The 23,172-nt window shown below is 63.8% G+C and carries 17 protein-coding genes and 2 pseudogenes; 17 read left to right on the forward strand and 2 right to left on the reverse strand.

Going from position 1 to position 23,172, the window contains the following annotated elements:
* Nucleotides 1-283: 283 nt before the first annotated feature.
* A complete protein-coding gene (locus tag RJ1_RS28370; RefSeq protein ID WP_073365852.1) occupies nt 284-3,547 on the forward strand; it encodes a protein kinase domain-containing protein in 3,264 nt (1,087 codons plus the stop codon).
* Between the two features lie 357 nt (nt 3,548-3,904).
* A complete protein-coding gene (locus RJ1_RS28375) occupies nt 3,905-5,146 on the forward strand; it encodes an IS256 family transposase (protein ID WP_073365869.1) in 1,242 nt (413 codons plus the stop codon).
* Nucleotides 5,147-5,555: 409 nt separating this feature from the next.
* On the opposite strand, the gene RJ1_RS28380 is transcribed toward RJ1_RS28375, so the two are convergent.
* Entirely contained in the window at nt 5,556-6,977 is a 1,422-nt protein-coding gene (locus tag RJ1_RS28380; RefSeq protein WP_083400345.1) for an aspartate ammonia-lyase, read from the reverse strand.
* Between the two features lie 143 nt (nt 6,978-7,120).
* Between RJ1_RS28380 and RJ1_RS28385 the strand changes: the two genes are divergently transcribed.
* From RJ1_RS28385 to RJ1_RS49345, 14 genes and pseudogenes are all read left to right on the forward strand, one after another.
* Entirely contained in the window at nt 7,121-7,831 is a 711-nt protein-coding gene (locus RJ1_RS28385; protein WP_073365854.1) for a GntR family transcriptional regulator, read from the forward strand.
* A gap of 653 nt (nt 7,832-8,484) precedes the next feature.
* Entirely contained in the window at nt 8,485-8,850 is a 366-nt protein-coding gene (locus RJ1_RS28390; RefSeq protein ID WP_073365855.1) for a hypothetical protein, read from the forward strand.
* Between the two features lie 9 nt (nt 8,851-8,859).
* A complete protein-coding gene (locus RJ1_RS47915) occupies nt 8,860-8,982 on the forward strand; it encodes a hypothetical protein (RefSeq protein WP_255284907.1) in 123 nt (40 codons plus the stop codon).
* 678 nt (nt 8,983-9,660) lie between these two features.
* The gene (locus RJ1_RS28395) at nt 9,661-10,314 is read left to right on the forward strand and encodes a GntR family transcriptional regulator (RefSeq protein WP_083400346.1); all 654 of its coding nucleotides are present in this window, start codon (nt 9,661-9,663) and stop codon (nt 10,312-10,314) included.
* Between the two features lie 142 nt (nt 10,315-10,456).
* A complete protein-coding gene (locus RJ1_RS46865; protein ID WP_162850273.1) occupies nt 10,457-10,600 on the forward strand; it encodes a hypothetical protein in 144 nt (47 codons plus the stop codon).
* Entirely contained in the window at nt 10,594-11,649 is a 1,056-nt protein-coding gene (locus RJ1_RS28400; protein ID WP_083400347.1) for an extracellular solute-binding protein, read from the forward strand. The genes RJ1_RS46865 and RJ1_RS28400 overlap by 7 nt, the downstream gene beginning before the upstream one ends.
* A gap of 80 nt (nt 11,650-11,729) precedes the next feature.
* Entirely contained in the window at nt 11,730-12,542 is an 813-nt protein-coding gene (locus RJ1_RS28405; protein WP_143048817.1) for an ABC transporter permease, read from the forward strand.
* Nucleotides 12,539-13,351, forward strand: a complete 813-nt coding sequence (locus RJ1_RS28410; RefSeq protein WP_073365859.1) for an ABC transporter permease — start codon at nt 12,539-12,541, stop codon at nt 13,349-13,351. The genes RJ1_RS28405 and RJ1_RS28410 overlap by 4 nt, the downstream gene beginning before the upstream one ends.
* Entirely contained in the window at nt 13,348-14,463 is a 1,116-nt protein-coding gene (locus RJ1_RS28415) for an ABC transporter ATP-binding protein (protein ID WP_073365860.1), read from the forward strand. Before RJ1_RS28410 ends, RJ1_RS28415 begins: the two co-directional genes overlap by 4 nt.
* 442 nt (nt 14,464-14,905) lie before the next feature.
* Complete coding sequence (locus tag RJ1_RS28420; RefSeq protein ID WP_073365861.1) at nt 14,906-16,156, forward strand: lyase family protein; 1,251 nt, start codon at nt 14,906-14,908, stop codon at nt 16,154-16,156.
* A gap of 249 nt (nt 16,157-16,405) precedes the next feature.
* Nucleotides 16,406-17,944 (forward strand): AbgT family transporter, encoded by a 1,539-nt coding sequence (locus RJ1_RS28425; protein WP_083400349.1) that lies wholly within the window; start codon nt 16,406-16,408, stop codon nt 17,942-17,944.
* Between the two features lie 155 nt (nt 17,945-18,099).
* Nucleotides 18,100-19,386 carry a Glu/Leu/Phe/Val family dehydrogenase gene (locus RJ1_RS28430; RefSeq protein ID WP_240319605.1) on the forward strand — a complete coding sequence of 429 codons (1,287 nt, stop codon included), beginning with the start codon at nt 18,100-18,102 and terminating at the stop codon, nt 19,384-19,386.
* A gap of 185 nt (nt 19,387-19,571) precedes the next feature.
* Complete coding sequence (locus RJ1_RS28435) at nt 19,572-20,438, forward strand: HpcH/HpaI aldolase/citrate lyase family protein (RefSeq protein ID WP_073365863.1); 867 nt, start codon at nt 19,572-19,574, stop codon at nt 20,436-20,438.
* 270 nt (nt 20,439-20,708) lie between these two features.
* Nucleotides 20,709-21,230, forward strand: a pseudogene (locus RJ1_RS49345) (transposase); the annotation flags it as partial.
* Between the two features lie 86 nt (nt 21,231-21,316).
* On the opposite strand, the pseudogene RJ1_RS49350 reads toward RJ1_RS49345, so the two are convergent.
* Nucleotides 21,317-21,444 (reverse strand): annotated as a pseudogene (locus RJ1_RS49350) (IS3-like element ISRhosp5 family transposase); the annotation flags it as partial.
* A 692-nt stretch (nt 21,445-22,136) separates the two neighbouring features.
* On the opposite strand from RJ1_RS49350, the gene RJ1_RS28455 reads away from it, so the two are divergent.
* Nucleotides 22,137-23,172, forward strand: a 1,036-nt coding sequence (locus RJ1_RS28455; RefSeq protein WP_174695030.1) for a citrate synthase 2, incomplete at its 3' end; no start/stop codon positions are given.

Here is a 23,172-nt window from a genome sequence, read left to right on the forward strand (position 1 = left end):
GGACACGGTCGTCTTGACGACGTCATCTTAGTGTCGGCAGCAATGCCGACTCCGTCGCGATCGCCGGGTGAGCGTGCGTGGGCGTACCGAACTGGGGCGGCCATCGCGTGATTCGCCAGAGCTACCGCGTTGACCGCGGCATCCCTATACACGTCGAAACCGATGGCAGCGATATCCTTGTGAGCACGCCATCGAGAGTGAGTACACGGTTGTATCTGCGCTGGTCGTGCCGTCGGGACCAGTGCGCGTGATCCATGAGCCGACGGGGTGAGTAGACCGTCCGATGGGTGAAGGTGATCCGCTCGACACGCAGCGGTACCCGGCCTCCCCGGCCGCGGAGCTGGCAGACACCGGTTTCGACGATGCCCAAGAGATCGGACGTGGCGGGTTCGGCGCCGTCTACCGCTGCACCCAGGAGGACCTGGACCGCACGGTGGCGGTGAAGGTCCTCACCGTCGAACTCGACGAGGAGAACCGGGCCCGCTTCTTCCGGGAACAGCGGGCGATGGGCCGGCTGACCGGGCACCCGAACATCGTCAACATTCTGCAGGTCGGTGCCACCGACAGCGGCCGCCCCTTCATCGTGATGCCCTTCCACCCGCAGGATTCCCTGGATGCCCGGATCCGCCGTGACGGGCCGTTGCCGCTGGATCAGGCGTTGCGGCTGGGGGTGAAGATGGCCGGTGCGGTGGAATCGGCGCACCGGCTCGGGATCCTGCACCGGGACGTCAAACCCGCGAACATCCTGCTCTCCGAGTACGGGGAGCCGGAGTTGACGGATTTCGGTATCGCGCACATCACCGGGGGTTTCGAGACCGCAACCGGTGCCGTCACCGGGTCGCCGGCCTATACCGCGCCGGAGGTCCTCGGCGGTGATCCGCCGAGTCCGGCGGCCGATGTCTATGGCCTGGGCGCGACCCTGTTCAGTGCGCTGACCGGGCATGCCGCGTTCGAGCGCCGCAGCGGTGAGCAGGTGGTGGCGCAGTTTCTGCGGATCACCACCCAGGAGGTGCCCGATCTGCGTGAGCACGGGATCCCCGAAGATGTGTCCGCTGTTATCGCCCGGGCGATGTCCCGTGAGCCCGGTCAGCGTCCGGCCACGGCCGCAGCCTTCGGGGAGGAACTGCGAGCCCTGCAACGCGATCATGGCCTTCCGGTCGACGAGATGGCCCTGCACACCGCCCCAGGTGCGGCAAGCGATGACGCACAGCCCGTGTCCGGTCGGGTTCGGTCCACGGATCCCTCGTCTCGGAGCGCGACGGGGAATCTTCCCCTGGAATTGACCAGTTTCGTCGGTCGTCGCCACGAGCTCACCGAGGCGAAGAACCTGCTGACCGGATCCCGGCTGGTGACGTTGACTGGGATCGGGGGTGTGGGCAAGACGCGGCTGGCGATGCGGGTCGCGTCGGCTGTGCAGCGCGAGTACGCCGACGGGGTGCGGCTGGTCGAGTTGGGTGAGCTGCGTGACGCGTCGTCGCTGGTCGACTCCATCGCCGGCACACTGGGGTTGCGAGACCACTCGGCGAGGCCGCTGCGCGAGGTCCTGATCGAGTTCCTTGCACCGCGACAGGTGTTGTTGGTCCTCGACAACTGCGAGCACCTGGTGGACGCGGTCGCCGAACTCGCCGACCCCCTGTTACGGGTGTGCTCGCGGCTGCGGATTCTGGCGACCAGCCGCGAACCCTTGGTCATCGGCGGGGAAGCGGTGCTGCGGGTCCCACCGCTGACCACCCCCGACCCCGACCGGCGACCCTCCCCGCGTGCGTTGCCCAAGTACGATGCGGTGACGTTGTTCGCCGAACGCGCCGCTGCCGCCGTTCCCGGCTTCGCGCTCACCGAGGAAAACGCGGTGGCGGTGGCGGGGATCTGCCACCGGCTCGACGGACTACCGTTGCCGATCGAACTGGCGGCGGCCCGGTTGCGGGCGCTCTCGCCCGAGCAGATCCTTGGGCGGCTGACCGACCGCTACACCCTGCTGACCCGCGGCAACCGGGGCGCGCCGACGCGGCAACAGACGCTGCGGTTGTGCATCGACTGGAGCTTCGAATTGTGCATCGCCGGTGAACAATTGGTGTGGGGGCGGGTGGCGGTGTTCGCGGGAACCTTCGAACTCGATGCGGCGGAGCAGGTGTGCGGGGAGGGCCTTGACCCGGACGAGCTGCTGGACACGCTGACCTCGCTGGTGGAGAAGTCGATCCTGATCCGGGAGGAGCACGGGTCGGTGGTGCGGTTCCGGATGCTTGAGACCCTCCGTGAGTACGGCTTCGAGAAACTCGAGCAGACCGGTGAGGCTTTGTCTTTGCGTCGCCGGCATCGTGATTGGTACGAGGCGTTGGCGCTGGATGCGGAGGCCGAGTGGATCAGCGCCCGCCAACTCGACTGGATCGCCCGTCTGAAGCGGGAACAGCCGAATTTTCGGGAGGCCCTCGAGTTCAGCATCGACGACGATCCCGCCGCCGGATTGCGCACCGCCGCCGCACTCCGCTGGTTTTGGAGCGCCCAGGGCCTTCACAACGAGGGGCGACGCTGGCTCGACCAACTGCTCGCCCGCCAGAGCGGGCCACCCACCCTCGAGTGGGTCAAGGGGCTCTACTTCGACAGCGTCATGGCGAATGTGCAGGGCGACCTCGAGGCCGGGACAACACTCGTCGAGAAGGCACGGACCCTCACTGCGCACACGAGCGACCCCGTGATGCGTGCTTACGTCGATTGCGCCGACGGCATGCTCGGCCTCCTTAGTGGTGATCTCACGCGAGCATGCTCGCACCTGGAAACCGCGCTCGCCGCGTTCAGCGAACGCGGAGATCGAACGCTCGAAGTAGCTGCCCTGTATCCGTTGGGGTTGGCCTATGAACTGTCCGGCCTCACGGACCAGGCGATCGAATGCCAGGAACGGGTTCTCGCGATCACGGAGATGCACGGCGAGAAGGTGTATCGGTCGCATTCGCTATGGGCCTTGGGAATTTCCGTGTGGCGACAGGGTGATACCGATCGCGCGGTCCGGTTACTCGAACAATCGCTGCAGCTGTCCCGGCAAGTGCACAGCCCCCGCTTCGCCGCAGCCTCCCTCGAGGCACTGGCCTGGATCTCCTGCAACCGGCGCGACCCAACTCGGGCCGCAGTGCTGATGGGAGCCGCAGACAGTCTGGCACGGTCAGTGGGAAGTGCTGCCGTCATACATTCCACTCTTCTTGTCTACCAGAAGGAATGCGCTCAGTCGGTCCGACAGGAACTCGGCGATAAGGAATTCGGAGCGGCCCGCCGCAAAGGCGACCATCTCGGCTTCGACGCGGCGATCGCCTTCGCCCTCCACGAGCAACCACCCAGCGCCACGACACGAGACTCCGACGCGTCGACGCGACTGACCAAGCGGGAACGCCAGGTCGCCGACCTGATCGCCGAAGGCCTGACGAATCAGGCCATCGCCGACCGCCTCGTGATCTCGCCGCGCACCGCACAGGGGCATGTGGAGCACATCCTGGCCAAACTGGACTTCACCTCCCGGACACAGATCGCGGCCTGGGTCGTCGAGCAGGCACACGACTAGGTAGGTGGCTAGGGACACGTCCATCGATGCCATCATGTTCGGCGACACCCCCCAGATCATTCGAGAGACAGGGGCAAGTAGTCATACCGAAAATGGCGACCGCAGTCCCTCGGAACGGGACCATTCGCGGCACCAAAGTGGCGCTGCCCTCCATCGGTGTGTGTGGCGGCGCAGGAAATGACTGGCACCGAGGATGACCGCCCGGGTCTGACTTGCGCCCGGAATGACGGTGGTTGCGTCCATGAAGATGGTGTATGAACCGGTTCCGCATCTGACCGGCGTGTCGTAGCCGACGAAGGTGGCCACCGCGTGACTCTTCGAGAGACCTACCAAAGTCACTCGATGAAGGACCACGCGATGACCAGAGCCCACGATATCGACCTGCAGCAGATCCTGACCGACCGACTCACCGGCGCAAGCCCCGACCTGCTGCGCGAGCTACTGACGGTGTTCATCCACACCCTGATGGGCGCCGAAGCCGACGCACTGTGCGGCGCCGGCTACGGACAACGCTCCGACGAGCGCACCAACTCTCGTAACGGATACCGGCACCGCGACTTCGACACCCGCGTCGGCACCCTCGACGTGGCGATTCCCAAGCTGCGGTCCGGTTCGTACTTCCCCGATTGGTTGCTCGAGCGTCGCAAACGCGCCGAAAAGGCCCTGACTACCGTGGTTGCCACCTGCTACCTACTCGGGGTCTCCACCCGGCGGATGGACCGGCTCGTCGAGACGTTGGGCATCACCAGCCTGTCCAAGTCGCAGGTGTCCGTGATGGCCAAGGACCTCGACACTCAGGTCGAGGCGTTCCGCAGCCGCCCGCTCGATGCCGGGCCGTACACCTTCGTCGCCGCCGACGCCCTGGTGCTCAAGGTGCGGGAGAACGGTCGGGTGGTGAATGTGCACACCCTGGTCGCGGTCGGGGTGAACGCCGAGGGCTACCGCGAGATCCTGGGCGTGGATGTGACCTCTTCCGAGGACGGTGCCGGCTGGCTGGCGTTCTTCCGGTCGCTCGTCGCCCGCGGTTTGAGCGGGGTGCGGTTGGTGACCTCCGATGCGCACGCCGGGTTGGTGGCGGCGATCGGTGGGACCCTGCCGGGCGCCGCGTGGCAGAGGTGCCGAACCCATTACTCGACGAACCTGATGGCGGTGACCCCGAAGACATCGTGGCCTTGGGTGAAGACGTTGCTGCACTCGGTCTACGACCAACCCGACGCGGATTCTGTTCATGCCCAATATGATCGAATCATCGGTGCACTGTCGGAGAAGTTGCCTAGGGTCGCCGACCACCTCGACGCAGCACGACCGGACCTGTTGGCGTTCACCGCATTTCCCAAGCAGATTTGGAAACAGATCTGGAGCAACAATCCGCAGGAGCGCCTCAATAAGGAAATCCGCAGGAGAACCGATGTGGTCGGAATCTTCCCGGATCGTACCGCCCTGATCCGGCTCGTCGGTGCGGTCCTGGCCGAACAACACGACGAGTGGATCGAAGGGCGCCGCTATCTCGGCCTGGACGTTCTGGCCCGCTCCCGCAACGACAAGCCCACCGACAGCACCGAGTCCACCGAGGAGGTGACACCGGCCTTGACTGCCTGACTCACCAACGAGGAGTCACGCGACGAACTCGTACACCACCCCCATGGACTTGACCATGACGGTGCCGTTCGAGTCGACGCTCGACAAAGCGGATTGTGCATGACTTACCGTGACTTTCGGTTCGCAGATTCGCCTTGATTCGCCTATGCGACGCGAATACGCGTCCTTAAGAGCTCTTGGTCGTAGACGTGAGGAATTACGCCGGTGTCCGGTATTCGCCAACCGCTCGCCGAACGCAGACTCGGCTGCCACCTACGAATCTGATGCGATCGATCAGGTTATATACAGGTGTGCGCCAGTCCCGGCCACCGCGCGATTGCCGTACCACTACCGCGATTCGATACAGACCGGCGCCACGATGACCGCCCGGAACGCTCGGTCTGACACTTGCTCACTTGCTGCCGTTCCCTCACATGGTTTCCCATGCTGCACTAGGCCGTGATGCGTAGGCCAACGTCACTGGGTTGAGGATGGATGCCAGTTCTTCGGGGCTGAGCAGGCCTTGCGACACCGCTAGGTCGGCCACAGCCTGCCCGCTCGACAGCGCATCAGCGGCGAGACGCGTGGCAGCCTCGTACCCGATGTGGGGGTTGAGAGCGGTCACCAGACCGATGGAGCGCTGAACGTTGGAGCGCAAATACTCAACGTTAGCCGCGATTCCGGGCACGCAGAGTCTTGCAAGAGCGTCGCAACCCGCTGTCAGATGGTTGAGTGATTTGAACAGGCTATGGGCGATGATCGGCTCGAAGGCGTTCAGTTGCAACTGCCCGGCTTCGGCGGCCATGGTGATCGTGATATCGTTGCCGATCACCTCGAACGCAATCTGGCTCACCACTTCCGGGATGACCGGATTGACCTTACCGGGCATGATGCTCGAACCGGCCTGCACGGTCGGCAAAGTGATCTCACCCAAACCAACCCGGGGACCAGAGGACAAGAGTCGCAGGTCATTGCAGATCTTCGATAGCTTTACAGCGGTCCGTTTGAGGACACCCGACAACTGAACCAACGCGCCGACATCCTGGGTGGCTTCGACAAGGTCCGTCGCGGTCGACAACTCGAGCCCCGTTATCCGCCGCAGCTCCGCGCACACCTTAGCGGCGTAGTCGGGATGGGCGTTAAGTCCCGTGCCGATCGCTGTGCCCCCCAGGTTGATTTCGGAGATGAGGACCAGCGCTTCACTTAGCCGGGCGCTGTCTTCGTTCACCATCACAGCGAAGGTGCCGAACTCTTGTCCCAGTGTCATCGGGACGGCGTCTTGCAGCTGAGTCCGGCCCATCTTCAGGACGTCTGCGAATTCGGTTGCTTTGGAGCCGAATTCGACGGACAGCACCTCCATACCTGTGCGGAGTCGGGCTACGGCGAAGTGCAGTGCAACTTTCAGCGCCGATGGGTACACGTCGTTGGTGCTCTGCGACAGATTGACGTGTTCGAGCGGATGCAGGTATTCGTACTGGCCGCGTCGGTGCCCCAGGATCTCCAGTGCCCTGTTGGCGATCACTTCGTTGGCGTTCATGTTCGTCGAGGTACCGGCGCCTCCCTGGATGGCGTCGACGACGAACTGCTCGTGGTGGCGGCCGTGCTGGATCTCTTCGCACGCCTGCACGATGGCGGCGCAGCGCTGGTTATCGAGGAGGCCCAGTTCGTGGTTGGCCACCGCGGCTGCTTGCTTGACATAGGCGAGCGCTGACACGAGCTCGGTGTATCGGCCGATCGGGGTGCCGCTGATCGTGAAGTTTTCCAGTGCCCGCAGCGTATGCACTCCATACAGCGCGTCGGCTGGCACCTCACGATCCCCGAGGAGATCGTGCTCGATACGAGTTCGGTCCATAGCAGTGCTCACCGTGTATCCCTTCATTGTGTTGATCGGCCCGGTCAGGCCTGAGCCAGGCCGGACTCGACCACCGGCGGCACCTTGCGGATTTTCAGCGGGCGTCAATTGACCTAGCAATTCGCATATTATACGGTCATTGCATGGCGCCGCTCCACCAACAGATCAGACGTGAGATCGAAGAACAGATCCACGCAGGGATCCTCACCGCCGGAGCGCGGCTGCCGACCGAGAAAGAGCTCTGCGAACAGCACGACGTCAGCCGTGCCACGGCTCAACGCGTCCTCAACGACTTGGTACATGCGGGTCTGGCCATCCGTCGTCGACGTCATGGAACGTTCGTCGCGGACGCGATGCAGCAGGTTAATCTGCTCAACTATGTCGCGCCCGAGACTTCCGAGAAGGGCGTTCCGGGAAGACACGAAGTCATTTCCGCGAAGATCGTCAGGGTGACCGACGCTATTTTGGCGCTCCCCGGCGCGGCGCCCGATACCGCCGTGGTGGAGATGGTCCGCCGCAAGTTGGACATACACGACCGGCCACGCTCCGTCGAGCGGCACGTCATTCTCTTCTCGGCCGCCCCCGATCTCTTGGAACAAGACCTTGAAGAACTCCGTAGCATGCCGTATCTCCGTAGCCGACAGGTGCCGATCGACATGGTCCGGGTCTACCTCGACCCGGTGATAGTCAGCGAGTACGACGCCGAACTGCTGGACAGCCAGGCCGGTACGCCAGCCCTGCTGAGGCGCAGGGAAGCCCGGCTCAAGGACGGGAGCGCTGTCGAAGTCGTCGCGACCCTTATTCGCCCGGGAACTGCCGAGTTCTTCGTGGAAATTCCCTTCCCTTCCATATGAGCAGATCTGTGTCACTGCAAGAAAGGCAACACATGAAAATCGTTGTTGCAAGTGTCAGAATCTTGGGTGCAAGCATCGCCCGGTCGCTCGCGATTGCGGGCGAGGAAGTTACTGCACTGGAGAGATGGGAATCGGCGCCGGCACGACCGCAACGACATCCTGCTGGACTAACTCGAACCGGACGCTAGAACCGACCTACAACTGGTTCAACGTAGTGGACACGGAGGAACACGCCGCACTGACCCAAGCCAGTGGCACACTGGTCGTACTTCCGTAGCGGCAGTGTCCATTCACATACTCCGGGAACGAGCCACCTAGGCGTTTCTGCCGCACCCGCGGGCAGCGGTGCTTCCACGAGGTTCAGGCACGCAGACCGAGGACTCGCGCCCGCGGCACGGTGATCGGTACGCGCGACACGCACAGCGGAATCGCGGCCGATTAGCACCCGAAAGCGGAATGAACGGCCGGCCCGAATCATTGCCGCGATCGAGCGTACAAGGATCAAACTGCCCCATCCGTTCTTTGGATCCTCACTGAAATTGTCGGCGTCGAGTGTTTCGTGCTCACCCTTCTTGTCGCCCCTGTCACCAGGATCCGTGCACCCGCCGCGGTCAGCGGCTACCGCGTGCTTGCTCGCAGTACCACTCGATTGGATGTCGAACCTGGAGGTACATTTCGAAATGAACTCGTACGAAAGAGATCTCGCCCGATTCATCCTGGCGTGGCTACCATATGGTGGCCCCACGAACGAAGACTTCATCGGCATTTTCGGCATTAGCATGCCTCGCGCTGCGCAGATCCTTCTGCCGCTGGTGGCGGAAGGCGATCCCGATGCCCTGACGGAATCGGACCGTGAGTTATTTGTCCAGCTAGTGTGCAACGAACCCGCCATCCGCGCGCTAGAAGCAGAATCCTGCACCGCAATCGAGGGCGGAGATGTGGACCAGCCGCTCAGTCGTCCATCGAGTGGTCAGCGCCAACCGGAGCACGTGCGGCTATCGGCGCGGTGGGACGTTTGATGACGCTCGATGAACCGCAGCCGTCGCACTCGCACGCTGCGTTTTCCGCTCCTCGTCGCGAACTCGCGCAGCGGCGGGCTCCAGGTTGCAATCGACGTCGCCATCGCCGAGCGGTGCGGACGATCCACGTGACTGACGTTGCGCTGACTCTCGCTCGAGCCAAGTCTGTCGTTCGCAAGGTCACGAGAACGCGAGCGTGAGGGGGCGACTGTGACTGCAGTAACAGCCGTACGAGAAGCCCCTTCGAAGTTCGACATCGGTTGCTCCCGCTTGATCCGTTACCGCCGAGGCTTGGACGAACAAATCGATCACTTACACCACGGTCCGCGATCCTACTCACTAACTAGACAGCTAGACAACCAGGTTGAAACGATTTATAGTTGTCGCTGTGAGTAGGAGCACGCCAGAGCTGCGTTGGCGTCCACGCGACGGACCGCGAAGGCTAGAGGACTTCGCCAGGCCTGACCAACGTCGACATCTTGGCGATTCGCCACCTCACGTCCCTGTTACCGACGCGCTTCCGAGCAGCCGATCAATCGAGGTAAGACACGCCTGTCAGTCCGCTGCGGGGTCCGGTGACCTCACTAGCACTGCGGCACTCGCCGCCTACCGGGCCGCGTTAACGTGACACCAGCCGTATCCACGGAGTCAAGATTCTCATCGTTGAGCGCGCGGTCAGAACAAGCCAGCAAGAACTCAGTGGCTGGTCGCTCGGGCAGACACCATCCCCTACGGCCCTTACGTATTTCTCGACACAGAAGGCAGGGCAATGAACACATACAGACGGCAGGATTCTAGGATCGGTCACTGATGCAACCGGCAATGAAATTAGAGCGAACGAGCCTAGTAGACCAGGCCGTCGAACAACTGCGTAGTCAGATCATTGATGGGTCGCTGCCCCCCGGCACCCCTTTGCCCGAGGGGCAGATCAGCGATTCGCTAGGCATCGCCCGACCTACCGTCCGCGAAGTGCTCCTGCGGCTGCAGAACGACGGCCTAGTCCAGAAACAGGGCCGCGGATTGCCACTTGCCGTCACCCGCATCAGCCGTGAAGACCTCATCGACATCTTCACGGCACGGTTTCATCTCGAAGCGGCCGGCGCCCGATCATTCGACACCGCGACCGAGAACGCTCGCGAGGCGGTGGATCGAAGCCTCGAGGAGCTCGAGGCCGCGGTCGCCTCGTCCGACCGGCTCGCACAGGTTCGGCTCGACTCTCAATGCCATACCGCAGTTGTCGGCCTGACCGGTTCTCGACGATTGGTCGCCGCGCACACCCAGCTGTTGGTGGAGGCTCGACTCGCTGCGGTCACATCGCGCGGCGCCGATCGCGTCGTTGCCGTGGCCAACCACCGTGAGTTTGTCGACCTGCTTCGGGCAGGACAGACAGAAGCCGCCTGTAAGCAGCTCGAAAGGCGAATGAACGTTGCACGCGATCGGGTCTTGCAGAACCTCCCCGGCTGATCAACCGGGCTGCAACAGTTCCGATACCTCATTAGACGCTGAGGACGACAACTGTCGATGGCGCACCTGCATAGCTGATAGCGCCGTCCTCTGTCCACTCGACTGCGAGTTCTTCACACGAAACACCTGATCGGACAAAGAAATGCCGACAACAGGGATACGAAGTAGCGGCGCCGCCACCAAGAGCAGGGTGGACATCCCGTTCCACGGGATCAGCGCGATCGAGGACGAAGAAACCACGTTCGCCCATCCTGCTTACACCTCGGAGGCGAGGCCGACGTGGTGAAGAAGTTCGCCTGCGTGGCACTCGCGCTCGGCGTCTTAACGACGCTAGTCGCGTGCGTATCGACGAGTACCAGCGACAGTGCAAATGGAGTGGATACGGTTCTCGTCGAGGGATTCGGCGCCGAGTACCAGGACCTTTTCGAGGAGCAGATCGCCAAGCCGTTCACAGAGGAAACCGGTATCCAGGTCAAGTATTCGGCAGGCGGGTCGGGCGCGGAACAGTACGCGGCCATCCGGGCCGCCAATGGCGACCCCGGTTTCGATCTCGCTGTGATGACCAGTCTCGAGCTATATCAGGGTAGCCGGGACGAGATGCTCACCCCGGTGACGCCGCAGCAGGTGCCGAATATGGCCCGCCTGCCGCAAAAACTGCTGAATAACACCTACGGCGTCGGTGCGATCCAGGACATCCAGCAGGTCGTGCTGATGTACAACCGCACGGCATTTCCGCAGCCGCCCACGAGCTGGGGAGTGCAGTGGGATCCGGAATATCGCTCGGGTGCGCTGATCTTCAACCCAGCCAATATTCTCGGTGTCTACGCATTGCTCAACGCCGCCGAGCTGGACGGCGGAGGAATCGACGACATAGATCCTGGGTTCGCCCGGACAGTGGAACTGGCCAAATACGCCCTCGCCACGCCGACAAGATCGGCCGAGGCGGTGCCGTTCATGGCGAAGGAAACCGCCACTGCATTCCCCTACCTGGATGGCCGCGCCGCGATCTACTCCAAAACCAACAACTACGACTTCACGGTTCCGCGTGAGGGAACGTATGCGTCACTGGGCTCCCTCGGTATCCCGGTCGGTGCCACGCACAAGGATTCGGCCTACAAACTCATCGACTACTGGCTTTCCGAAGAGGTGCAGCAGCGTTGGGCGCTTGCGTACAACGTCGGGCCCGCGATCACCGGTCTGCAGTTCTCCCCGGACTTCGCGGCCAAACACATCACGACTCCTGAGGCGCTGGAAGAGATCAAGATCGCTGATGCGGCAACTGTGGTGAAGAACCGTACCGAGTGGTCGCGGCAGTGGGCGGAGGCCGTCCGGTGACCGCGATTGTTTCGTCCACCCCCACTCCTACGTCCAGGCGCTCGCCGACACGTAGACGTTCGGGGCTGCGGTGGTTGACTTTGCCCGCCACGGTTTGGGTTCTGGCAGTCTTCGCCATCCCGACTGCGATGCTGCTTGCCAGCAGCGTGCTGACCTTCGACGGGGCCAAGGTCACGGGACCGATCACCACCGCGAACTATACGAACCTGTTCGGCGACAACTACTTCTGGTCCGTGCTGTGGGACACCGTCTCGATCTCGGTCGTGGTGGGAGCAGTGTGTACGGCCGCAGGACTGCTGGTGGCGCATTTCATCGTCCGATCCGGGTCTCGGTTCCGCACACTCGTCCTGCTTGTCGTTGTCTCTCCCCTGGTGTCCAGCGTCGTGGTCCGTACCTACGGCTGGCTGGTGCTGTTGCAGGACGACGGGCTGGTCAACCAGATCCTGCTCTGGACCAGGCTTGCCGACTCACCGGTGGCGTTCATCGGGTCGAAGTTCGCGGTGATCGTCGGGCTCGTGCACGTGCTCCTGCCGTTCGCGGTGTTCACCGCGATGGCGAGTGTGCAGAGCGTCGATCCGGTCCTCGAGCGCGCGTCCCGCGATCTCGGTGCCGGACCGGTCACCACGTTCTACCGGATCACACTGCCGCTGATCCGGCCCGGCCTGATTGCCGGTTTCATGCTCACGTTCGCGATCAGTCTCGGCGCGTATGCCTCGGCCGCAATCCTCGGCGGAGGACGAGTGCAAACGCTCGCAACCCTGGTTCGCGACCGCATGGTCGTCAGCCTCGAATGGGGCCAAGCCGCGGCGATCGCCGCGGTCATCCTCCTGATCAGTGCAATCACGGTCTCTGCGCTGGCGTGGGCCGGCCGCCGTTCATCGAAGGGGGTATGACGATGCGTTTCCATCCGTGGCTGATGCTGCGCACCGCGCTACTCGTGCTCGTACTCGCCTTCGTAACTGTGCCGATGATCGTCGTGGTCTGGACCTCCATCCAGCCCGACATCTACCCCGCGTTTCCGCCCAGCGGGCTTTCCCTGCGCTGGTGGAGTTCCGCGCTCACCCCCGAGTGGCTCCTGCCCATGGCGCTGTCCGCCCAAATCGCGCTCTATTCCGCAGCGTGCGCGGTCGTGGTGGGCTCGGCCGCAGCCTATGCCCTCGCCCGCGGACCGGCCCGCGGCCGCTCCCTTCTTGAAGGCTTCCTCGCCAGCCCACTACTGCTACCCGAAATCGTGATCAGCCTGTCCGTCGTCCAGCTGATCTCACTCCTCAGCGCAAGAGAACTGATCGGTCCCACCCTGCTGGTCATAACCCACGTCACGATCGGCATCCCCTTCGTCCTACGCACCGTGGGAGTCAGCCTGCTCGGTGTCAACCCGCTATGGGAACGCGCGGCCCGTGACCTCGGCGCCTCGGCGTGGCGCACGTTCGCCACGATCACGCTGCCAATGATGAAGTCGGGGATGTTCGCGGGAGCCCTGTTCGCCTTCATCGTCTCGTTCAACAACGTCGAGCTCTCCCTGTTCCTCACCACGCGCGATTCGAACACGCTGCCCATCCGACTACTGCAGTACATGGAGTACGAGTACTCGCCGACCCTCGCCTGCGTCGCGGTCACCAGCGTCGTCGGCATCTGCCTCATCACGGGCGTGGCATCTCGGTTCGTTCGCCTGACCGAGTTCGTCCACGGAGGTACCAAGTGACCGCACACGTACGCGCCGCCACGCGAGCGAACACCGGCGGCTCCGCCGTCGCGTTGCGTGGTATCCGTAAAGAATTCGGTTCGTCGGCGGCCGTCGAAAACCTCGATCTCGACGTGCATCCCGGCGAATTCCTCACTCTGCTCGGCCCCTCGGGCTGCGGCAAGACGACAACCCTGAACATGGTGGCAGGCTTCCTGACGCCCGACGCCGGACGCATCCTGCTCGACGGCCAGGATGTCCACCACCTGCCACCGGACCGGCGCGACACCGCGATGGTCTTCCAGCAGTACGCCCTCTTCCCGCACCTGACCGTCGGCCAGAACGTCGGATACGGGCTGCGGATGCGCAAACGCCCGAAAGTGGAGATCCGCGACCGTGTTTCGGACGCGCTCGATCGTGTCGGCCTCGCCGGGGCCGAGGATCGTCTGACCACCCAGCTTTCCGGCGGGCAGCAACAGCGCGTCGCCCTCGCCAGGGCGATCGTAGTGCGCCCGAAGATACTACTGTTCGACGAGCCACTATCGAACTTGGATCTCAAGTTGCGCGAGCAACTCCGACTGGAGATCAAGCACCTTCAACGCGAACTCGGAATCACCTCGATCTTCGTCACCCATGATCAGACCGAGGCACTGGTGATGAGCGATCGGATAGCGGTGATGCGCGCCGGCCGGATCGAGCAACTCGGTACGCCCGAGGCGATCTACCAGGAACCGGCGAACGCGTTCGTGGCCGGGTTCGTCGGCCAGTCCAACCTGATCCCCGGCGTTTGTGTCGAGGTCGGGTCGGGTGAATGCCTCGTCCGACTGTCCACTACCGACACACTGCATGCGCGACACTCCGGAACGGTCGCAGCGGGTGACCCGGTCCGCGTCCTTCTCAGGCCGGAGGCGCTCCGCCTGGGCGGTACGGATGCCGCGACGTCGATCGCGGGGCGGGTGGTCGAGGTCGTCAACGAAGGCAGTCTCGCCACCGTTGTCCTGGAGATCACCCCGGACGTTCGGCTCCGGGTATCCGTGCCCGATCCAGGCGCGCTCAGCCTGCCCGCGCTCGGCAACGAGATCGACGTCACCGTTCCCGAGGGCGCCGCTCGCGCCCTACCTGCCGGCAACTAGCAACCACACGTATCGGCTGGAAATTACGGCAATCCGCAACGTCAGCGACACCGACTGTGCGCGCTCTCAACTCGATTCCCGGTCGAATGCACGGTGGGGGTTACCGGCCGACTGATCTGTCTGAGACGTGTCCTCCCCGAGGCGTGTAACCGACCTTGCGCGCTCAGTCTTCGACCGGCGAGCCCGGCAGAATCACCCGCTCCTTGGGCGCTTATTCGGCGGCGGTACCTGCGGAGACGTCACCGGTGGGAGGCGGGAATAATCGGGCGAGGGCAAGGTGACAACCTAGTAACTAGACAACCTAGTAGGGTCGCTCTATGATTTCCCTTACACGAGCAGGACAGCTAGGGCGTGGCTCACGGCAGGACACCTGAGACTCACGGCCGCCCTCCGCGCAGCGGTTCCCAAGCTCGACTCCTCTCCATTACCGAAAGGCCGCAAAGTGCGAGAATCGACCGACCTCACCAACGCCCAGCTGTGGGGCAAGGTGACATCGCTAGCGCTCCAGAACTCGCCGGATATCGGGCTCCGCCTGCACCAACTGCCCGAATTTGTCCGTGCGTTCGCCGAAATCAAACTGGCTGCGGCCCGCACGAACCGAGACCTGGGCCTGCTCGACAAGACCCGCGCGAACGCCATCGAGGAGGCGGCCGTCGAAGTCGCGCACGGTGAGCTGCTGGATCAGTTTCCGCTGCGAGTCGTTGCCGTTGGCGGCGGAACGTCAACGAACATGAATGTCAACGAAGTGCTGGCCTCCCGGGCGACCCAGCTTCTTCCGAGTGGATCCGAGCTGACGATTCACCCGAATGACCACGTGAATCGGTCCCAGTCCTCCAACGACGCCTATCCGACAGCCGCAAGGCTGCTCCTTGCCCGTCAGGCGCTGGACGTGGCATCCGCCCTGCGAAATCTTGCGCGTAGCTTCATTCGACAGGCCGAGCGACACTCTGGTGTGGAGAGGCTGGGGCGCACCGGCTGGCAGGACGCCGTCATGGTTTCGGTGTCCGAGATCCACACGGCGCAGGCGGCCGCCGCAGAGCGATTCGCCGACCAGTTCGAGGTCGCAGCGCAGGCACTCTACGCCGTTCCGCTCGGCGGGACGGTTCTCGGAACCGGGGTCGGGGCGCCAGACGGATTCGCGGCCGCAGTCGTACAGCAACTGGCAGACATTACGGGACTGCCCCTGCGTCCAAGCGCCAACCCGATCGACGCCTTCGCGCATGCCGACGGTTACTCGGCGCTGGCCGACACCGCAGCACGGTGCGCCAGCATCTTGTACAAGCTGAGCCACGACCTCCGGGTCTTGAGCTCTGGCCCGAACGGTGGGTTGTCGGAGGTAATTCTGCCGAAACTTCAGCCTGGGTCGTCGATCATGCCAGGCAAGGTCAATCCGGTCGTGCCCAGCATGGTGGGACAGGCCAGCTTCTCAATTCGCGCGGCGGCTACGGCGGTAAGTTTGGCTGTCGCCGGAGGCGAGCCCGACTTCAACTCGAACAGCCCCTCGGTCGTCGCCTCCTTGTCGCCGGCGCTCACCGAACTGGCCGCTGTGATTCCGGTCTTTGCCGAGAAGTGCATCGACGGCTTGGAGTGGAACAGGGACCGACTCGCCATCCTCGCTTCTCGCCCGTTCGACTCGCTCATTACCCAGGCGGAAGAAGACGGCTATGACGCCGTCGCCAGCCACGCGGTTTAGGGCGCTTTCCGCTATCGGCACCTGGCTGACTACTGCGTATCGCCGCTCGAATATCAGAGCGGCGCAGTCTTGTTCGCCGCACTCTGACAATACCCCGGCGCCTCGAAGCCGGGGAACTGAAGAAGATCGAATCGCTGTCACAGTCCAGAGCATCGTTCGCCTGGCAGCGCATCGCCCTACAGGACACCGGATTGGACCAGAAAGATGCAAAGCACCACCGCCCCTGTCGTCGACAGCAGCAGTAGGACGATGAAGATCCTCTTCCGGGCGATCAGCGCGATCGAACGTGCCGGAAACAAGCTCCCCAACCCATTCTGGTTGTTCTGGATCATGGCCGGAATCGTGGGCGGTCTCAGCTTCGTCCTCTCGCTGGCCGGAGTATCGGTTACCTTGCCGAACTCCGGTGAAGTCGTGGAGGTCAAGAACCTACTTTCCCTCGAGGGGATCGGTTATGCCGCGGAGTCCGCTCTCGACAACTATTCGGAGTTTCCAGCTGTTTCCCTTGTGATCGCAATGATTCTCGGCGTGAGTATCGCTGAGGCGAGTGGACTCATGACCGCTCTCCTCCGAGCTACCGTGATCCGCATGCCGGCTCGCTGGGTGACGTTCGCGGTCGCTTTTGGCTCGATGATCTCGCACGTATTGGGTGATTCGGCGTACATGGTGATGATTCCGCTCGGAGCATTGGCCTTCCGTGCTGTGGGACGGAGCCCTGTTCTCGGTGTCCTCGTTGCATTTGTGTCGGTGTCGGCGGGCTTCAACGCGAGTCCACTCGTCACGCCGTCCGCAGCGATTCGGGCCTCACTGACAACTGCGGCCGCGCAGACGGTCGATCCCGACTATGTGGTTACCCCCGTTGCGACGTTCTTCTATGCAGCAGTCGCGTCTGTGTACTTGTCGATCGTCATCACACTGGTGGTCGAGTTTGTCCTGGCGAAACGTCCTGAGTTCAGTCAGTGGCCTGCGGCGGATGATGATTCGCCTGCCGACGGTGCGGCCGCGGGGGACGTGACTGACTTGGATGTGCAGCTCACCTCGTTGGAACGCCGGGGGCTGAAGCGGGCCGGCGTCGCGCTCGTCGTCTATGTCGCGGCTGTGATAGCGCTTATGCTGGTTCCGGGCTCCCCTCTGCTCGGCGAGAACGGCAGTATCGTGCAGTCGGTGGTGGTGCTGAACATCACCGTGTTCATCGGCCTGCTGTTTGCGGTAGTGGGATTTGTCTACGGGCGGGCGACAGGGAGCGTGACGTCGCTGTCAGCGCTTCCGAAGATCATGGCGGACGGCATCATTCCGGTCGCGCCGGTGCTCGTGTTGTTCTTCGCCGCTTCACAGTTTCTGGGCTACTTCGAATGGACCGGGCTGGGCTCCGTTATCACGGTCGAGGGCGCTGACCTCCTGCACAAATTGAACGCCCCTCATCTGGTCGTTCTGGTCATCGTGGTCTTCGCGATCGCGGTACTGAATCTGGTGATCTCGAGCGGAACCGCAATGTGGTCCATCCTCGCGCCGATTCTGGTGCCGATGATGATGTACGTCGGCATGCGGCCGGAGGCGACGCTGGCGGCCTTCATGATCGGCGATTCGGCTACCGGACCGGTCACGCCGATGAACGCCTTCTTCATTCTTGCGCTCGGATACGTGCAGCTATACAAGAAGAACGCAGGAATCGGAACGGTCATTTCCTTCGCGATACCCATATCCATCGCAGTCCTCATCTCCTGGTCTGGACTCTTCGTCGTCTGGTACCTGCTCGGTGTCCCGCTGGGCCCCGGCGGCTACCTCTATTGACCCTCCCTGCAAACATCGCCATATCCAAGTGATCGTCCGATGCTGTTGCACACCTGAGAAATTCGACAACATCTCTGCTGACGACCAAAAGTCTGAGGTTCGGCGGTTCGGCGGTTGGGCACGTCCCAACCGCCGAACCAGAAAGAAGCCACCCCGTGAGGGACATCCTGATTCCTGCCGCCATAACCCCATCGTCCGCGGGTTCGCGGGCGCTGGCCGCCGCACAATCTCAGCTATCCGAGGCCGTTGCTCGGCTCGGCTACGACGCCGGCATGCATGCCATGCTGGCCAACGCCCGCCGCGAGACCCGGGTCAGCGTCCCGGTGCGCCGCGACTCCGGTGAAATCGAGGTACTCGCCGGCTACCGCGTCCAGCACAACTTCTCACGCGGCCCGGCAATCGGCGGCGTTCGGTTCCATCCGGACGTCGATTTCGACGCAGCACGTGCCCTCGCCATGTGGATGACGTGGCAGTGCGCGCTCGTCGACGTCCCCTACGGTGGGGCGAAGGGCGGGGTCGCGCTGGACCCGGACGGCTACTCGCAGCGTGAGCTCGAACGGGTCACTCGCCGGTACACGGGCGAGTTGATGCCGCTCCTCGGCCCGGAGAGCGACATCTCGGCCCCGGATCTCGGAACCGACGAACAGACCATGGCCTGGATGATGGACACCTACTCGGCCGCCCGCGGGTACACGGTGCCCGCGGTCGTCACCGGCAAGCCTCTACCCCTCGGCGGTTCGCGGGGTCGGGCGAACGCGACCCCGTGGGGTGTCGTGCACGTCGCGCGGGCGGCGCTCGAGCGGGCCGGAGTGACCCTAAACGGGGCGAGGGCCGCGGTCCAGGGCTACGGCAAGGTCGGCCGCGGCGTGGTGCGGTTCCTGCACGAGCACGGCGTGCGGGTGGTCGCGGTCTCCGACCGGTTCGGCGCGGTGCACGACCGCCGTGGACTGGATCCGGACCGGCTCGACGAGCACCTGGCCAGCACCGGATCGGTAGCCGGACTACCCGATACCGACACCATCTCCGACGACGAGCTGTTAGAGCTCGACGTCGAATTGCTGGTCCCGGCGGCCATCGAGGGCGTGCTGCACGAGGGTAACGCCCGCCGGGTCCAGGCCCGGGTGATCGTCGAGGGTGCGAACGGCCCGACCAGCACCGCCGCCGACTCGATCCTCGCCGAACGCGGCATCGAGGTGGTCCCGGACATCCTGGCCAACGCCGGCGGAGTGATCGCTTCGCATTTCGAGTCGGCGCAGGCCGACCAGGCGCACTGGTGGAGTCGAGACGAATTGGAGGCCCGCCTCGCTGACCGAATCCTCGTAGCGTGGCGGCACGTGGCAGACGTGGCGACGCAAGAACTGGTGTCACTGCGCTCGGCCGCGACATTGATTGCCGTCGAACGAGTAGCCGACGCACACCGCATCCGCGGCCTCTACCCGTGAGAGTCGGACATTTGGTCTCCGCCGGGCTGGGTGCGCACCTGCCGATACCGGCAAGGACAGAAGTAGAACGCACCGGAAGCCCGTGAGGAGAAGGTCGGTCTCGCTCGTCGACTCCCTACCAGCGCTTCGCCCATCCCCCACGCCACCACACTGCGGGCGCACGACTGCATGGAAAGGCACACAACATGTCGCTTTCAGCCCCGGCTACATCCCGCCGAGTCTCGTCCGAGTTCGCTCGGTCCTGGCTACTTGTCAATACCACTCGCCGCGACCGACTCGAGGACGCACAGCGTTCCGCTGCCGACCAGATCGTGCTCGATATCGAGGATGCTGTTGCTCCCCAACACAAGCCGGAAGCTCGCGCGACAGTCGTCCGGTGGCTCGAACGCGAAGAGGCGTGGGTGCGGATCAACGATCACTCCACCTCGTTCTGGTCCGACGATGTCGACCAACTCAAGGGCTTACCTGGGCTGACCGGTGTCATGCTCGCGAAGACGGAATCTGCCGAGCAGGTTACCGAGACCTTCGATCGACTCGGCGGTACAACACCCGTCATCGGCCTGATCGAATCAGCATTGGGGATCGAAGAATCACCACGCATCGCCGCGACTCGCGGAACATTCCGGCTCGCCTTCGGTAGCGGAGACTACCGCCGCGACACCGGTACGAGCGACAACGATCTCGCAATGGCCTATCCGCGTTCCCGACTCGTCGTCGCTAGCCGACTTGGACGCCTACCAGGACCGATTGATGGTCCTATGCTCGGCAGCAGTCGTCGTCTACTTTCCAAGCGAACTACGACCGCAGTGGGGCTCGGGCTCACAGGCAAACTTTGCCTTGACACCGCACAGGCACCAACGATCAATAAAATTGTCAGCCCAAGCTCCTCGGAAACCGCTTGGGCCACAGAATTCCTGGAAGATTTCGACTCCCGGGGAGGGACTATACGCGACGGTAGTGATCTCCCCCTCTTGAAGCGCGCCCAGAAAGTCACCCGATTGTCGGCAGTGTTCAATTCCGACCCGAACGGGCGGCAATCCGAACTTGAGTGACGGTTGCCAATTCAGCCGCAACGGATTCACACTGTCCCGGCGGCGAAATACCGGCTCAAGACTCCTCATACGGAGGGACCAGCAACGACGAGTACGACCCGGACCCCGACTTCACAGGAACGACCAACGACGAGTACGACCCGGACCCGGAGTTCAAGTGCAGCAACGACTCGTGCAAGGTGTAACTCTGAGCGCCGGCGCAACCACTGAGTCACATCACCCAGTACTGAACCAGCTCGACCGCCTACCGTCGCCAACTCACCCCGTGTCGCGGCCGCGGCCACCACACTGTTGCGGGGCTTCCGCGCCCGCAGCGAGGTCGATCGCATCCGCGTCGGCCTGTGCCGCGACCTGATCGCCGACATCCGGCGCCTCGATGATCGGCTCGCCGAGATCGAGAAGCACATAACCAAGACCCTCGACGAGCACGGCACCGGTCCGGTGACCGCCTGATCGGCCGAACGGGACGAGCCAGCCGGTTCCCGACTGCCGTGGCCTACGCGCACTACAACGGATCGGCACCGGTGCAGGTCGCCAGCGCCGACACCGACCGCCACCGCCTGTCCCAGTACGGGGACAGGCGCGCTCGACACCGACGCGATGGTCCAGATCCGGATGCCCGCCAGCGCCGGCCGCGGCTACTACGACAAGAAGATCGCCGAGGGCAAGAGTCCCCGTGCAATGACCCGCAGCCTCAAGCGCCACCTGTCCGATCACGTGTGGCGCATCATGCTCGCCGACGAAAGGCGCAGCTGCCGACAACGCGAGAAAGAATCCGACAGGGCGGCTTGACAATAGAGAGGCACCCCTGAGGTGCGGGCACCCAGTTCCTATGCGGCGGTGGCCAGCGTCGCCGATCGCTGCGCGAAGTCGATCGGTCAGATCCGGCCGAGCGTGGAGTGCCTCCTGCCTGTGTTGTAGCGCGTGACACAGCGAAAGATTGCGGCGCGAGCCGCACCTGCCCCTTCCAGCGCTTCCACCCCTGCAGCGTCTTCCGTTTGTCCGTCCTTCTCGGCCGCCACGGCCTGGTCGGTTCGATGGGCAGAGGCGGAGAGGCCTGCCACAATGCCGCAATTGAATCGTTTGCGCGCTCCTACAGAAGAACATCCTCGACCGCCGTTCGGGGGCCACCCATGAAGAGCTGCGTATCGCGATCGCCACCTGGATCGAACACACCTACCAAAAGCGCCGCTGGTAGACAGCTCTTGCCGATTGCCCTCCATCGAATTCGAGATCATCATGACCACGGCAACCACTCAGGCTGCGTGACCTAACGTGTCACCTATTGGTGCAGCAGTCCGATGTCCACTCAGTGAACACTCCCAAGCTTGGCGTTCAAACCGCGAGCACTGTATCCCGCACACTTGAAATGCAATGGCAAACCCCTTTTAGTGAAGCGACACCAATCCGACTGCGCCGTTCATTGGGTGGACCAGCCTTCGCGAAAAGACGGTAACGCTGGGCACTTCGGCCAAGAAAGGATGCACATGGGATCGAGAGTGTTCAAAACCCCGGAAGTAGCTATCGCGGACGTGTCCGACGGCACCTTGTGCTTGAGCTGAAGCCACAGAGCGGCGGCGGAACAGTCGCCCCTTCTCTCCACTGGGGCGAACAGAGCGACGCTCCGCTTCTCGACCCGGCTCCTGACCGTCCACCCGACGACCCACCGACGTCACAAATTTTGAGGAACAATAGGAAATGACTACCGCAGAGATCACCGACAGCACAGGTGTACCAGCTGATTTCGTGGCCGGTCTGGAAGGTGTGGTCGCGTTCACCAGCGACATCGCCGAACCCGACAAGGACGGCGGCGCCCTGCGCTACCGCGGCGTCGACATCGAGGAACTCGTCGAGGGGCACGTCACCTTCGGCAACGTGTGGGCCCTGCTCGTCGACGGCCGCTTCGGCCCCGGACTGCCCCCGGCCGAACCCTTCCCCCTGCCCGTGCACACCGGCGACGTCCGCGTCGACGTCCAGGCCGGCCTCGCCATGCTCGCCCCCATCTGGGGATACCAACCCCTCCTCGACATCGACGACGACACCGCCCGCGAACAACTCGCCCGCGCCTCCGTCATGGCCCTGTCCTACGTCGCCCAGTCCGCCCGCGGCATCTACCAGCCCGCCGTCCCGCAGAAACGCATCGACGAGGCCACAACCGTCACCGAACGGTTCATGGTCCGCTGGAAGGGCGACCCCGACCCCGCCCACGTCGCCGCCATCGACGCCTACTGGGTCTCCGCCGCCGAACACGGCATGAACGCTTCCACCTTCACCGCCCGCGTCATCGCCTCCACCGGCGCCGACGTCGCCGCCTCCCTGTCCGGGGCCATCGGCGCGATGTCCGGCCCCCTGCACGGCGGCGCCCCCGCCCGCGTCCTGCCGATGATCGAGGACACCGAGAAGTCCGGCGACGCCCGCGCCCTGGTCAAGGGCATCCTCGACCGCAAGGAAAAGCTGATGGGCTTCGGGCACCGCGTCTACCGCGCCGAAGACCCCCGCGCCCGGGTGCTGCGCGCCACCGCGAAACGGCTGAACGCCCCCCGCTACGAGGCCGCCGCCGCCCTCGAGCAGGCCGCACTCGCCGAACTGCGCGAACGCCGCCCCGACCGGGCCATCGAAACCAACGTCGAATTCTGGGCCGCGGTCATCCTCGACTTCGCCGAGGTCCCCGCGCACATGATGCCCGCGATGTTCACCTGCGGCCGCACCGCCGGCTGGTGCGCCCACATCCTCG

This window comes from Rhodococcus jostii NBRC 16295 (assembly GCF_001894825.1).
In the GTDB taxonomy this organism is placed as follows: Bacteria; Actinomycetota; Actinomycetes; order Mycobacteriales; family Mycobacteriaceae; genus Rhodococcus_F; species Rhodococcus_F jostii.